14 protein-coding genes and 2 pseudogenes are annotated in these 12,526 nt (G+C 40.4%); 4 read left to right on the top strand and 12 right to left on the bottom strand.

Annotation, left to right across the window (positions count from 1 at the left end; translation table 11 throughout):
* The first annotated feature begins 58 nt into the window (after window positions 1–58).
* Window positions 59–922: an IS982 family transposase gene (locus tag AB1I63_06470; protein MEW4354527.1), complete on the top strand. Its 864-nt coding sequence runs from the start codon at window positions 59–61 to the stop codon at window positions 920–922.
* A 25-nt stretch (window positions 923–947) separates the two neighbouring features.
* Here the strand turns inward: AB1I63_06470 and AB1I63_06465 are convergent.
* The 3 genes and pseudogenes from AB1I63_06465 to AB1I63_06455 all read right to left on the bottom strand — a co-directional run bounded on the left by AB1I63_06465 (window position 948) and on the right by AB1I63_06455 (window position 4,188).
* Window positions 948–2,053, bottom strand: a protein-coding gene (locus AB1I63_06465; GenBank protein MEW4354526.1) for an IS3 family transposase whose coding sequence is annotated in 2 segments (ribosomal slippage) — window positions 948–1,777 and window positions 1,777–2,053 — 1,107 coding nt in all. Because the reading frame shifts where the segments join, the coding sequence is not laid out codon by codon here.
* A 65-nt stretch (window positions 2,054–2,118) separates the two neighbouring features.
* Window positions 2,119–3,126: pseudogene (locus AB1I63_06460) on the bottom strand (ISL3 family transposase).
* Between the two features lie 73 nt (window positions 3,127–3,199).
* A pseudogene (locus AB1I63_06455) lies at window positions 3,200–4,188 on the bottom strand (IS30 family transposase).
* Window positions 4,189–4,459: 271 nt separating this feature from the next.
* Between AB1I63_06455 and AB1I63_06450 the strand changes: the two are divergent.
* Window positions 4,460–5,917, top strand: coding sequence for an IS1182 family transposase (locus tag AB1I63_06450; GenBank protein ID MEW4354525.1), 1,458 nt, complete (start codon window positions 4,460–4,462; stop codon window positions 5,915–5,917).
* A gap of 115 nt (window positions 5,918–6,032) precedes the next feature.
* Here AB1I63_06450 and AB1I63_06445 read toward each other — a convergent pair whose 3' ends face one another.
* The 9 genes from AB1I63_06445 to AB1I63_06405 form a co-directional block, all read right to left on the bottom strand.
* Window positions 6,033–6,773 carry an amino acid ABC transporter ATP-binding protein gene (locus AB1I63_06445; protein ID MEW4354524.1) on the bottom strand — a complete coding sequence of 247 codons (741 nt, stop codon included), beginning with the start codon at window positions 6,771–6,773 and terminating at the stop codon, window positions 6,033–6,035.
* Window positions 6,770–8,335, bottom strand: coding sequence for an ABC transporter substrate-binding protein/permease (locus AB1I63_06440; protein ID MEW4354523.1), 1,566 nt, complete (start codon window positions 8,333–8,335; stop codon window positions 6,770–6,772). The genes AB1I63_06445 and AB1I63_06440 overlap by 4 nt, the downstream gene beginning before the upstream one ends.
* A 380-nt stretch (window positions 8,336–8,715) precedes the next feature.
* Window positions 8,716–9,129: a GNAT family N-acetyltransferase gene (locus AB1I63_06435; GenBank protein MEW4354522.1), complete on the bottom strand. Its 414-nt coding sequence runs from the start codon at window positions 9,127–9,129 to the stop codon at window positions 8,716–8,718.
* 14 nt (window positions 9,130–9,143) lie between these two features.
* Complete coding sequence (locus tag AB1I63_06430; protein MEW4354521.1) at window positions 9,144–9,671, bottom strand: DUF3278 domain-containing protein; 528 nt, start codon at window positions 9,669–9,671, stop codon at window positions 9,144–9,146.
* A gap of 9 nt (window positions 9,672–9,680) precedes the next feature.
* Window positions 9,681–9,899 carry a hypothetical protein gene (locus tag AB1I63_06425; protein ID MEW4354520.1) on the bottom strand — a complete coding sequence of 73 codons (219 nt, stop codon included), beginning with the start codon at window positions 9,897–9,899 and terminating at the stop codon, window positions 9,681–9,683.
* Between the two features lie 162 nt (window positions 9,900–10,061).
* Window positions 10,062–10,196 (bottom strand): DUF3278 domain-containing protein, encoded by a 135-nt coding sequence (locus AB1I63_06420; GenBank protein MEW4354519.1) that lies wholly within the window; start codon window positions 10,194–10,196, stop codon window positions 10,062–10,064.
* A gap of 19 nt (window positions 10,197–10,215) precedes the next feature.
* Window positions 10,216–10,401, bottom strand: coding sequence for a hypothetical protein (locus AB1I63_06415; GenBank protein ID MEW4354518.1), 186 nt, complete (start codon window positions 10,399–10,401; stop codon window positions 10,216–10,218).
* Complete coding sequence (locus AB1I63_06410; GenBank protein MEW4354517.1) at window positions 10,385–10,783, bottom strand: hypothetical protein; 399 nt, start codon at window positions 10,781–10,783, stop codon at window positions 10,385–10,387. Before AB1I63_06410 ends, AB1I63_06415 begins: the two co-directional genes overlap by 17 nt.
* Before the next feature lie 12 nt (window positions 10,784–10,795).
* Entirely contained in the window at window positions 10,796–10,984 is a 189-nt protein-coding gene (locus tag AB1I63_06405; protein MEW4354516.1) for a helix-turn-helix transcriptional regulator, read from the bottom strand.
* 272 nt (window positions 10,985–11,256) lie between these two features.
* On the opposite strand from AB1I63_06405, the gene rsmH reads away from it, so the two are divergent.
* Complete coding sequence (gene rsmH / locus AB1I63_06400) at window positions 11,257–12,207, top strand: 16S rRNA (cytosine(1402)-N(4))-methyltransferase RsmH (protein ID MEW4354515.1); 951 nt, start codon at window positions 11,257–11,259, stop codon at window positions 12,205–12,207.
* Window positions 12,208–12,214: 7 nt separating this feature from the next.
* Window positions 12,215–12,526, top strand: a complete 312-nt coding sequence (gene ftsL / locus AB1I63_06395) for a cell division protein FtsL (GenBank protein ID MEW4354514.1) — start codon at window positions 12,215–12,217, stop codon at window positions 12,524–12,526.

The following is a 12,526-nucleotide window of genomic DNA, read 5'->3' as shown; positions in this document are numbered from 1 at the left end:
AATAAAAAGCCCAAAAGGACTATACTGTAAGTGCCGAAACAAACAGGAGGAAGTCCAAATGAGCCACTTACAGTATACCGCTAAATCTCATCACTTACAATGGAATTTGAAGCAATTATCAAAAATTTGTCATCAACTGTATAGGGATTATTGTCCTGAATCTTTCAAACATCGTCATAATGTCAGTCTATCTAAGGTTTCAGATCAATCTCTATTAGTCTTACTTCTCTTGCAAGCTGAACTAGGGATTAAGTCACAACGTCATTTCTACCGTCTCTGTTACTTATTTCCTTGTGGTCATCTTCTTGAACGAAGCCGTTTTAATAGACGAGCAAGACAGTTGATTTGGTTAGTTCAAGTCATTAGACAAGCAATGAATACTAAAATCTCGCCTGGTTCCATTGTTATTATAGATAGCTTTCCCTTGCCACTTTGCCAACCTACCCGTAACTATAGAACACGTATTTTTAACGACTTAGCAGATATTGGCTACAATGCTTCCAAACGTCTGTGGTTCTATGGATTCAAAGTACACATGCTGGTAACTTTATCAGGCTATATTCTGAATTATGTTGTGACACCTGCATCAGTCCATGATATTAGGGCAGTTGATGACTTACTAGAAAATTGCCGACAACCTTATATTTTGGCAGATTTAGGCTATCTTAGTAAGGAACTTAAAGATCATTTGACCCAAAAAGGCTATCATCTATGGACTCCCTTACGCCAAAATATGGCAGGAGCTAAACAACATAATCATTGGAAATTGATGGCTATGAGACGAACCATTGAGACTCGCTTCTCAGAGCTTTGCGGTCTTTTTGATATAGAACACACACTGACTAGAGGTGTAGCAGGTCTGCAGTTAAGGCTGGAGCAAATTATACTGGCTTACAATCTGAGATACTTCGAGATTAACTAGCACCACGAGTAAAGTGTTTTTTTGCTTAATCGATGACTCGCTTAGTCATAGGCGTTTGGTAGTTGAGACTGCTATGAATGCGGTGGTGGTTCCACCAGTGAACGTAGTCTTTGGTTTTTAGAGTTAATTCTTCCAAGGAATGGAAGGTTTCTTGGTTAATAAACTCAAGTTTGAAAGAATGATAGGTACTCTCGGCTACGGCATTATCATAGGGACAACCGGCTTGACTGAGTGAACGGGTGATACCAAAGGCTTCTAATATCTCATCAATCAGCTGATTATCAAACTCCTTCCCTCGATCAGAATGGAAGAGCTTGACCTTAGTCAGCGCATAAGGGATACTTTGAATATCCTCTTTGACCAGCTCTGCAGTCTTGTTCCAACTAGCTGACAGTCCGATGATTTCGCGATTAAAGAGGTCAATGACCAAGCAGATATAAGCCCAACGCTTACCAACACGGACATAAGTTAAGTCCGTCACAAGAGCTTCCAGGGGCTTCTCTTGGTGAAACTGTCTGGCTAGGAGGTTTGGAATGGATGCCTCATTTTTCCCTTTAGCATGTGGTTTGAAGGCAGCCTTCTGGTAAACAGAAACCAAATTCAGTCTCTTCATGATGCGAGAAATCCGACGACGAGACAAGTTGATACCTTGTACTTGTAGACATTTCTTGATTTTCCTAGCACCATATCTGGACTTGCTTTCGAGAAAAATGCGTTTGATTTTTTCTTCGAGACCAGCCTCGGATATAGACTCCACAGCTTTGTAGTAATAGCTAGAACGCGGAATGTTCAAGCACCGACACATTGCTGAAATGCTGTAATTCTTCTTGTTCGCAGTGATTATTTGCCTTTTCGTGCCATAATCACTGCCGCTTGCTTTAAGATATCGACCTGCATTTCAAGCTCTTTATTTCGTTTTCTGAGTTCAATCAGCTCACGTTGCTCATCAGTTAGGTTATCAACAGTTTTGAAGGAACCGGTTGTTCTTGCCTGTTTAACCCATTTATCGAAGGTTGAGGGAGTTAGCTCATACTCTTTGATAAGCTCGCTTCGTTTCATACCTGCCTTGTGAAGATCAACGATTTGTTGTTTGAATTCATCTGTGAAGTAGCGACGTGTTTTTCTAGACATATTTTCCTTCTGGTTTTCTTTAGTGTAGAACACTTTATAATTTCTGTCTAGTTTAGTGTAACCTATTCAATCAGTCCGAAGAAAGCCTCGCTGTTCTTCTCTTGGAAATGGAACATCAAGAGCTGATAAAGGTCATAATAGTATCTTAGTTCCTCTGATAAGTCTAAGGTCTTTCGAACTACTTCTCTAGGGGTTACTGTTTGTCTAAAGGTTCGAGAATAAAAGAGTTTGTTAGAGAGTTTCCGGCTGTCCTTTTGGAGGATTCTCCAATGATGTTTCATAGCACGATAAGGAAGTGATCCCTTGTCACAGTTCTTCATAATGGCAATCCGAGTAGCCATCATAGCCCGGCTCAGGTGCTGAATAATATGGAAACGATCCAGAACAATCTTTGCCTTCGGGAATAAGAATTTAATGATAGGAATATAGTTACCAGACATATCCACAGTTACGACTTTGACGTTTTCCCTCACCTCTCTCGTGTATTTGAGGAAATAGTTTTTAATGGTTGTTTGCCGATTATTCTCAAGAATAGTGATAATCTTTTTGGATTGAAAATCCTGAGCGATAAATGCCAGCTTTCCCTTATTTCGAGAGAATTCATCCCAGGAGAGGATTTTAGGTAATTGTGAGAACTGTTCCTTGAAGGAGAATTGATTCAGTTTTCTCTGTACAACAGAGACAGAGATATGAAGTCTTCTAGCAATATCGGAGTTCGTTAGTTTTTCCGTATGTAGTTGAGTGATTTTATCCCAGATAGGTTGAGAAATTTGATGATGTTTCTTGACGAGAGGCGTTTGAGAAACGGATACACGTAGACAACACTTGCATTTAAAGCGGCGTTTTCTCAGTTTTAGAAGAGTAGGAAATCCTTGAATATCAAGCATAGGAATAGAGGATTCTCGTTGGAAGTCATATTTTATCATCTTTCCTTGGCAGTGAGGACAAGGAGGAGCAGGATAATCTAAGGTTGCTTGAATGAGGATATGGGATTTAGACTTGTAAGCAGAAGTGATGGTGATATTTTTATCTTTTATTCCGATAAGATTTGTGGTATTATTAAGTCGTTCCATATGATTCTTTCTAATGTGAGTTTCGTCGCTTTTCATTATAGATTATATGGGACTTTTTTTCTACGGCGAATTGTCAAATTAAGTGCACATTTATCCCATAAAAAATTTCATAAGGTGTTTTCCAGTTTAGACATTTTCGTGGTCTGTTGTTTAATTTATCTTCCCATTCCTGAATGATCAAGTGTTCTACCTCTGTGTTAAGTCACTTCCTTTTGGAAAATACTCTCGCAATAAGCCATTTGTATTCTCGTTTGTTCCTCGTTGCCAAGGAGCATGAGGATCAGGAAAATAGACTTCGACATTTAGTTTCTCGGTGAGTTCAGGATGTCCTGAGAATTCCTTACCTCTATCAGGAGTCACTGTTTCTTTTGGTAGGGACTCTAACATATTTACCATGGCTTCTATAACCAATTTACTTTTCTTGACAGCTACTTTCTGAATTTTGAGGAAGCGGGAATGCCTATCAGTGAGTGTTACTAGGCAAGCTTTTCCAGTCTTTCCAGCAACAGTATCGGCTTCCCAATCACCTATTCTCGAGCGTTCATTAGCTGCTATTGGCCTCTCATGAATGGTATGAGAAATAGGAATTTTTCCTCGCTTTTCCACATGGGATTGTGTATGGCGTGTTTTACCATGGTGACGAAGTTTGCGAACACCCCCACGAGCACGATGTGAAAGAGGCGTGTCGTCAAAGTGACCGCGATAGATAGCTCTATAAATGGTTTGATAACTAATGACGGGTCTTTCTCGTTCTAAACGTAATCGTCCCTCAATTTCTTCTGGCGACCATTGACACTCAAGAAAAAGATGCTTGACGGTCTGACTGAGTTCAGTGTCTATTTCTAATTTCCTTTTTCGCCCACAATGCGATTTAGCGAGATGATAAGCTGTTTGTGCCCTACTAGGCGAATAGTTGCCTTGTTTTGAATGACGTTTTAATTCACGACTAATACTTGAGGGGTGCCGATGTAATAGTCGTGCTATTTGAGAAAAGGTCATCCCTTTAGTACGATAAATCAGAATACTTTCTCGTTCATCTATGGTAAAATGATGGTAGCTCATAAGATTTCCTTTCGTAAGATGTTTGTTCAGTTTTATTTTACTAGAAAAAATCTTATGAGTTTTTATTGTGCACTTATATTGTAAATTCAAGACTCAAAAAGCCCTATAAGTCCTGTGGCGGGAGTTACCCACTACAGAAATTATAGAGCCAGATAAAAGAGCCGTTGTGGCTCTTTTTTTCAGATCAAAAAACAGGAGCGGGATGAAACGAGACCACTGAAAAAGTCATCAAAATGATGGCTTTTTGCTATACTAGAGTTGAGGAGAGATTATGCTTGATAATCCGTTAACTTTGGATGTTAGTCCTTACACTAGTTTATATGATATTGTAGTTCCTAAAACCCATTTTTTACGCCAGCTAACTGAACTCTGTGATTTTAGCTTTATTTATGATGAATTGGAAAAGAATTATCGCCTTGATTTTGGACGCAAGGCCTATTCGCCGATTATGATGTTCAAATATCTCTTGTTGAAAGATATTTACAAGTTATCTGATGTGGATGTGGTTGAGCGCTCTTTTTCAGATATGGCCTTTAAATTCTTTCTTGGTCTAGCTCCTGAAGATTCTGTCATTGAACCTTCATCTCTGACAAAATTTAGAAAACTTCGGATTAAAGATGATCGTTTACTTGATTTACTAATCTATAAATCTGTTCAAATTGCCATTGAACACAACTTGATTAAAAGTAAACTTCTTATCGTGGATGCCACGCACACTAAGTCTCATTACAACCAGAAGAAACCTCAAGAAGTCCTTAGGGAACGCTCAAGAGCCTTACGAAGAACGATCTACCAGTATTCTGAAAGCATCAAAACTGAGTTCCCAAATAAACCTCAGGAAGATAACCTTGAAGCGGAATTGGCTTATACCGAGAAGCTCATGACTGTGGTAGAAAAACACAAAAACATTTTGGCTCTGCCCGCAGTCTCACAAAAGTATAATTACCTCAAAGAAGCTGTTGATGATGACTTAGAACACTTACAAGCCTCTGTCAAAGAAGAAGCTAGAGTTGGACATAAGACAGCGGATAGCTCCTTCTATGGTTATAAAAGCCATGTTGCGATGACGGACGAACGGATTATTACTGCTTGTGTGGTGACTTCGGGTGAGCAAAGTGACGGGAAATATCTTCCTAGCTTGTATGAGAAAACAAAGGAAAATGGTGTTGAAGTAGACACTATTATTGGTGATACTGCTTATTCAGGAAAAGAGAATATTCAATTAGCTCGAGAAGAAAAGATTCATTTGGTCTCAAAACTAAATCCTTCTGTTTCAAAAGGATACCGTAAAGAAGAGGATGCGTTTGAGTTTAATAAAGACGCAGGTCTCTTTGTCTGTCCCGAAGGGCACATGGCTGTTCGTAAGGCAAGAACTGGTAAGAAGAATCAGAAGCGAAACCAAAAAACAACCCATTACTTTGATATTGAAAAATGTAAGATTTGCCCTTCTAAAAAAGGATGTTATAAAGATGGTGCGAAATCAAAGACTTACTCCATTACTATCAAAAGTGATGTCCATCTTTTTCAGAAACGATTTCAGGAAACACCCTATTTTAAAGAAATGGCTAGACATCGCTACAAGATAGAAGCAAAGAATGCGGAACTCAAACAAAGACATGGTCTTGATGTCGCCAGGGCATCAGGTCTTTTCAACATGGAGTTACAGGCAGCTACAACCATCTTTGTGGTCAATATGAAACGAATTATGACTCTAATAAACCGAAAATAGTCAAAAAGAAACGAGGAAGCAACTCTAATTCTAGAGAGATTCCTCGTTTTCTGTTCATATAAAATATTAAGGGGACTTTTTCAGTGGTCTCGGATAAAACCGACTCCTGTTTTGATTAGCGTAGGTAACGTTGAAGGAATTCCTTGGTGCGCTCTTCTTTTGGATTGGTAAAGATTTGCTCAGGTTTCCCTTCTTCTGCGATAATGCCTTTATCCATGAAGATGACACGGCTAGAGACGTCGCGGGCGAATTCCATTTCGTGGGTCACCACAATCATAGTGAGTCCTTCCTGAGCTAGCTCTTTCATGATTTTCAGAACTTCTCCGACCATTTCAGGGTCAAGGGCTGATGTTGGTTCATCAAAGAGGATGGCGTCTGGATTCATGGAGAGCGCACGAGCGATAGCGACACGCTGTTTTTGTCCACCAGAGAGTTGTTTTGGCTTAGCTGACCAATATTGCTCGCCCATGCCGACCTTGTTTAGGTTTTCTTTGGCGATTTTTTCAGCTTCTGCTCGTTCACGTTTAAGGACTGTGGTTTGTGCTACGATGGTGTTTTCCAAGACATTGAGATTTTCAAAAAGATTGAAAGATTGAAAGACCATGCCCAGCTTTTCACGATAACGAGTGAGGTCGTAGTCTTTTTCAAGAACATTGTCGCCATGGTAGAGGATTTCTCCAGCTGTTGGCACCTCTAAGAGGTTAATCGAGCGTAGGAAGGTGGATTTTCCGCTTCCTGAGCTTCCGATGATCGAGATGACCTCACCTTGGTGGACGGTTAGAGAGATGTCCTTGAGGACTTCGTTTTGTCCGTAGGATTTTTTGAGGTGTTTGATTTCTAAAATGGTTTGACTCATAGTTTCATCTCCCCTGTTTGCATTTGATTAGCTCCTGTTGTGTAGCTGTCGGTATCAAAGCGACGCTCCACATAGCGGAGGATGCGCGTGATAGTAAAGGTTAAGATAAAGTAAATCACGGCGATGATGGTAAAGGTTTGGAAGTATTGGTAGGTTTGAGTAGCGATGGTATTTCCTGAGAAGTAGAGCTCCACCACTGAAATCACGTTCAATACAGATGTGTCTTTGATATTGATGACAAATTCATTTCCTGTTGCTGGAAGAATATTGCGGATAACCTGTGGCAAGACGACCTTGCGCATGGTTTGGTTATGGGTCATGCCAAGAGCGGTTGCGGCTTCAAATTGACCTTTATCAACGGCAAAGATACCTCCGCGAACAATCTCACTCATATATGCTCCGGTATTGATCGATACGATGAAAATCGCAGCAATCGTGCGGTCAATGGAAATACCGAAAGCTTGGGCAGAACCGTAATAGATAACCATAGATTGAACGATCATCGGTGTGCCACGGAAGATTTCGATATAGACATTGAGGAACCAGCCAAAGGCTTTTTGTAAGAACGCAAGCGTTTTGTTGCTTGAGATTGGGGCTGTGCGATAGACACCGATCAAAAGTCCGATGATTAAGCCCACGATAGTTCCTGTGATGGAAATGAGTAGGGTGATACCTGTTCCGCGCAAGAATTGAGGCCAGTTCTCTTGGAGGATTTTTGCGACTTGGGCAAGAAATGATGGTTTTGCTTCTTCGTCCTCGGTGTCAACGGGCTGATTTTTAATCATCTTGTCCATGAGTGTGACTTGATCTTCTGGTGTGATACGAGAAATCGCAGTATTGACCTGCGCGATGCGGCTGTCATCCTTTCGCATACCAACGGCAATTGAAGCATCTTCCTCACCAGCTTCGAAGCCTTTTTTGAATTGAATCATTTTAAAGGCAGAGTTGGCAGCTTCAGCAGTTAGGGCTTCTGGGCGTTCTGAGATATAGCCATCAATGACACCTGACTCAAGAGCTTGGCGCATTTGAGCAAAATCTCCCATAGCTGTCTCTTGTTTTGCCCCTTTCAGTTGAGAAATGAGGTTGTAGAGATAGACCCCTTGTTGAGAGGTGATTTTTGCTCCATCAAAATCTTCCAAGGTATTGGCGTTGGCAAAGGCGCCGTCTTTTCTGACAAGGACAACAGGTTCACTGGTGTAGTAGCTATTTGAAAAGGCAATTTCCTTTTTACGCTCTGCTGTTGGACTCATCCCTGCGATAATCATATCGAGTTTGCCAGAGGTCAGAGCGGGAATCAAGCCGTTCCAAGAGGTTTTTACAACCAAGGGTTCTTTGCCCAATTCCTTAGCGATTTGCTTCGCGATTTGGACATCGTAACCGTTGGCGTACTGATTGGTCCCTTCAATTTTGACAGCACCATTGGAATCATCATCTTGCGTCCAGTTGAAGGGAGCGTAGGCTGCCTCCATCCCAATCCGAAGATACTCATCCGCATGGGCAAGGTCGGCAAATCCCAGCGTAAACATGAGAAATGCCAACACAGATAAGAATAATTTCTTCATAGTTATCTCCTATATATAGTATTCATTCTATTTTACCCTAAAATAGGAAGCTTTTCAATGAATGGAACCATTTACATAGAAAAAAAGAGTTGGAGTGAGGGAAATCGATTTTGTCGTCTTCGCTTTCTAGTTTCCGAGCTTAGGTATGAACATCCAGTGGACTGTTCACACCCCGTAAGTTAATGCTCTCATAATGGAGAATTATGAAAGGTTGGAAATAGCTCTAGCGAAAAGCAATTCACTAGCCTCTTCTAATAGAATATTGATGTGTCAATGTTCTACAAACCAGACAAGACGGCGTCAAACTGTTAAATCTACAAAACAAAATCGGAGACGTTTGTCCTGGTCTTGCTCTTGGATGCTTATAGGCTGTAAGATTCCTAGTGAGTACCTGTATAGATGAAACTACGACATTCTAGCTGGTCAACAGGGCTAAATCCTAAAGATTGGTAGAATTGTTTTGTCTTTTCCGTTTGGTCTGTCAAGAGGACAATTTGATAGATCTTAGGGTAGCGTTTTAGAATGTCCTTCAAGAGCTTTGTTCCAATGCCCTTTCGTTGATAAAAAGGCAGCACAATGAGGTCTTGGATATAGAGAATAGATGCCTCATCTCCTACCACTCGAATAATGCCGACGAGCTGATCTTTGTGATAAGCTCCAAGCGTACAGAGTGAGTGCACATAGGCTCTTTGTAGCATAGATGGATCCTTTGTGTAGTTGCTCCATCCGACTGCTTGATAGAGTGGCAGGATTTCTTTTTCTTGGTAATGGAGATAGGGTTGGATTGTAATCATGGAATGCTCCTTTTTTAATCGTTTTTATGAGCAGATTTTTTCCGCCATTTGAGGTAGAAATGAGTGAAAATTCCCATGAATAGAGTATTCAAGATAAGGATAACGATTGATTTTGGTGATAAGAAACTTTCGATGAGTGGCCTATTGTCAATAAAGTTGAAAGTTCCGTGAAATATCCATGTGAAAATTCCAAAGAATAGGCCTTGTTTTAGTCCTGCAAAACGCATTTTTTTCTGTTCTTGTTTCGTTAATTCTTCCTCGTCAATATCCATCAAGTGAAGTTTGTGCGTGCGGTAGATGATATAGCTAAGTGCAAGAAAGATGCAGAATGTGAGAATAGCAGGATAGGCAAAGGCTACGGTTTCAGGGTACGTGTCGGCTAGCAATATGGCACAGAGATTGCCAATCAAGAGTACCCAAAAGAGATAGATAAAGCAAAGATTGCCAATTCTATCAAGCTCTCTGCGCTTGTATTCATCCAAGGGACCTGTAATGCCATAAAAGCGTTTCATTAGTTTTTCGATAAAGGTTTCTTTGTTCATGGGATTCTCCTAATCTTCGACAATAACAATTCTGCGACGATTCTTCATAAATAGACAGACAAAAGCAATGCTCGTGATGAGGATAGAACTGCTAGGTGCTGCCATGTACCAGAATGTCTCAAAGCCTGTACCACTCTCTTGTGGAATATTCAGATTCCAAAGTAGGAGACAGGTGATAATTGACACAAGGACAATCCATGCTGTTTCTAAAAGGGTACGCTTGAACATCTTTTTGCGTGCTAATGGTAGCTCGGAAGGAGTAATTTCAAGTTTGTGGAGTCTTAGACGTCGAATAAGTCGCTCTTGTTTGGTAAGTGCAATGATAAAACCTAGGATTGAGACGAGTTCAGACAGGTCTTCAAATCCCAAGAAAGAGATGATAATGGATAGTTAGATAGTTGCACAAATGAGCATATACATATTGTTTCCAAAATAGTTGATTTCTTGGATGGTGTACTCATCTAACTCTCCAGTGATATTGTAGAAGAAGCGGATAAAGCGTAGGTGTAGATTTTCTTTTTTCATAAATCTTCTCCTGTATAGCTTATTTTTCTTTATTAGATTTCATATAAAAAACAGGGACTAAAAAGAGGAGTGTAATAAGGAGTTGGACGATGACTTTCCAGTTGAGGAGCTGTTCTAATTGCCAGTTGGCAAAGGCTAGGCGGATGACTAATAAAATAAGAAGGGCGGAGGAGAGTGAGAGAATGTATTTAGTATTTGTTTTCATGATTGTTATCCTTTCTAGTTTGCTTGAAGGTTTTAAAGATTGTATAGCTTAGGAAAATGATGTGAAGACCAAGTAGGATGGGAGCGATGATAAGGAGAGGTTTCACCGTACCTACTGCGACACCGACTGCTAGAATGATGAGAAGGGCAAATTCTGCGACGATTTGATGGAGATTATAGATGACGAGTTTTTCAGGTTGCTTTTTGATAATGGCTATTTTATTCGTATGTAAGGCAAATAGGAACAGATACAGGAGAATAAGATGATAGGATTTCCCATGAAGATAGCCGTCAATGATGATGGTCGCTAAAATGATCTGACTAAAGGTAAAGAAAATAAGAGTTTTTAGATCTAGTGAGATAGAGTTTTCGTGCTTGTCCATAGGATTTCCTTTCTAGTCTTCCCAAAAAAGGCTGTTTAGGTCTGTTTTGAGAGCGTGAGCGAGATTGATACAGAGTTCCAAAGTAGGGTTGTACTTGTCGTTTTCAATCATGTTAATGGTCTGTCTGGAGACACCAATGGCTTTTGCCAGCTCCAGCTGGGAGAGTTTTTGTTCCTTACGATAGAAGGTGACGCGATTCATCTTGACCTCCATTCTATATATAGTCATTTCATTTTCAGTTATTACGTCGTTCACTTGTCTTGCCTAACCTAAATTCTACCTGCGACTTGTCGCCTCGTAATAAATGAAAACTAAACAACTAAAAAATATGTCAATTATACTTGACTTGTTTTCGTTTTCATTATAACTCCTATATTTAAAAATGTCAATCATAATTGACAAAAAAGTATAAAAAAACTTCAATTTTCTTTTTAAGGGAGAATAGCAGAAGAATGTGGTATAATGGTAAGGATATGATAAATGAATTTCACCATGTAACTGTTCTTCTTCATGAAACGATTGACCAGCTAGCGGTTAAGCCTGACGGTATCTATGTGGATGCGACTTTGGGCGGGGCGGGTCATAGCGAGTATTTATTGAGCCAATTAAGTGAAAAAGGTCATCTCTATGCCTTTGACCAGGACGAGACGGCTATTTTGAATGCCCAAAAACGCTTGGCACCCTATATTGAAAAAGGCATGGTTACCTTTATTAAGGATAATTTCCGTCATCTAAAAGCACGCTTGCAGGAGCAAGGTGTAGAAGAGATTGATGGGATTTGCTATGATTTAGGAGTCTCGAGTCCTCAGCTAGATGAGCGAGAACGCGGATTTTCGTATAAAAAAGATGCCCCCCTTGATATGCGGATGGATCAAACGGCGTCACTAACGGCTTATGAGGTTGTGAATCGCTATGATTACCATGATTTGGTGCGGATTTTCTTTAAGTATGGCGAGGATAAATTCTCCAAGCAAATTGCACGAAAAATCGAGCAAGTTCGAAGTGAAAAGCCGATTGAAACGACGACTGAGCTAGCAGAAGTGATTAAATCAGCTAAGCCAGCTAAGGAATTAAAGAAAAAGGGACATCCAGCCAAGCAGATTTTCCAAGCGATTCGTATTGAGGTCAATGACGAGCTGGGTGCAGCAGACGACTCTATCCAACAAGCCATTGACTTGCTTGCCTTAGATGGGCGGATTTCGGTTATTACCTTTCATTCCTTGGAAGATCGCTTGACCAAGCAGCTATTTAAAGAGGCGTCAACGGTCGATGTGCCAAAAGGGCTTCCTTTTATTCCTGATGATTTGAAACCCAAGCTAGAATTGGTCAATAGAAAGCCGATTTTGCCAAGTGAAGCCGAGCTAGCAGCCAATAACCGTGCTCATTCGGCGAAATTGCGCGTGGCGAAAAAAATACAGAAATGAGAGAGATATGTCAGATAGAAGAAATAGTCGTGCCTTTCAAGCACGAATCCAGCAATTTTCTAGGACAGAGAAATTTTTCTACGGATCCATTATCCTAACAGCCCTTGTTGTGGCCGTTTCGATTGTTTTTATGCAGACAAGATTGTTGCAAGTGCAACGTGATTTGACTGAGGTCAATGCAGAAATCAATGTCAAGCAGACAGAGCTAGATGATGCCAAGCAAGAAGTCAATGAATTGAGCCGGATGGAGCGCTTGTCAAAATTGGCAGATTCAAAAGAAATGTCACGAACCAATGCACATATTAAAACGGTGGAATAA

This window comes from Streptococcus pneumoniae, assembly GCA_040719455.1.
Taxonomy (GTDB): domain Bacteria; phylum Bacillota; class Bacilli; order Lactobacillales; family Streptococcaceae; genus Streptococcus; species Streptococcus pneumoniae_G.
The sequence above is the reverse complement of the archived record's forward strand: the minus strand, read 5'-3'. Positions and strand labels throughout refer to the sequence as shown.

Bases quoted from the DNA above. Each gene is read 5' to 3' on its own strand.
- AB1I63_06470 (MEW4354527.1), top strand. From the start codon at position 59: ATGAGCCACTTACAGTATACCGCTAAATCTCATCACTTACAATGGAAT.
- AB1I63_06450 (MEW4354525.1), top strand. From the start codon at position 4,460: ATGCTTGATAATCCGTTAACTTTGGATGTTAGTCCTTACACTAGTTTA.
- AB1I63_06445 (MEW4354524.1), bottom strand. From the start codon at position 6,773: ATGAGTCAAACCATTTTAGAAATCAAACACCTCAAAAAATCCTACGGA.
- AB1I63_06440 (MEW4354523.1), bottom strand. From the start codon at position 8,335: ATGAAGAAATTATTCTTATCTGTGTTGGCATTTCTCATGTTTACGCTG.
- AB1I63_06435 (MEW4354522.1), bottom strand. From the start codon at position 9,129: ATGATTACAATCCAACCCTATCTCCATTACCAAGAAAAAGAAATCCTG.
- AB1I63_06430 (MEW4354521.1), bottom strand. From the start codon at position 9,671: ATGAACAAAGAAACCTTTATCGAAAAACTAATGAAACGCTTTTATGGC.
- AB1I63_06425 (MEW4354520.1), bottom strand. From the start codon at position 9,899: ATGTTCAAGCGTACCCTTTTAGAAACAGCATGGATTGTCCTTGTGTCA.
- AB1I63_06420 (MEW4354519.1), bottom strand. From the start codon at position 10,196: ATGAAAAAAGAAAATCTACACCTACGCTTTATCCGCTTCTTCTACAAT.
- AB1I63_06415 (MEW4354518.1), bottom strand. From the start codon at position 10,401: ATGAAAACAAATACTAAATACATTCTCTCACTCTCCTCCGCCCTTCTT.
- AB1I63_06410 (MEW4354517.1), bottom strand. From the start codon at position 10,783: ATGGACAAGCACGAAAACTCTATCTCACTAGATCTAAAAACTCTTATT.
- AB1I63_06405 (MEW4354516.1), bottom strand. From the start codon at position 10,984: ATGAATCGCGTCACCTTCTATCGTAAGGAACAAAAACTCTCCCAGCTG.
- rsmH (MEW4354515.1), top strand. From the start codon at position 11,257: ATGATAAATGAATTTCACCATGTAACTGTTCTTCTTCATGAAACGATT.
- ftsL (MEW4354514.1), top strand. From the start codon at position 12,215: ATGTCAGATAGAAGAAATAGTCGTGCCTTTCAAGCACGAATCCAGCAA.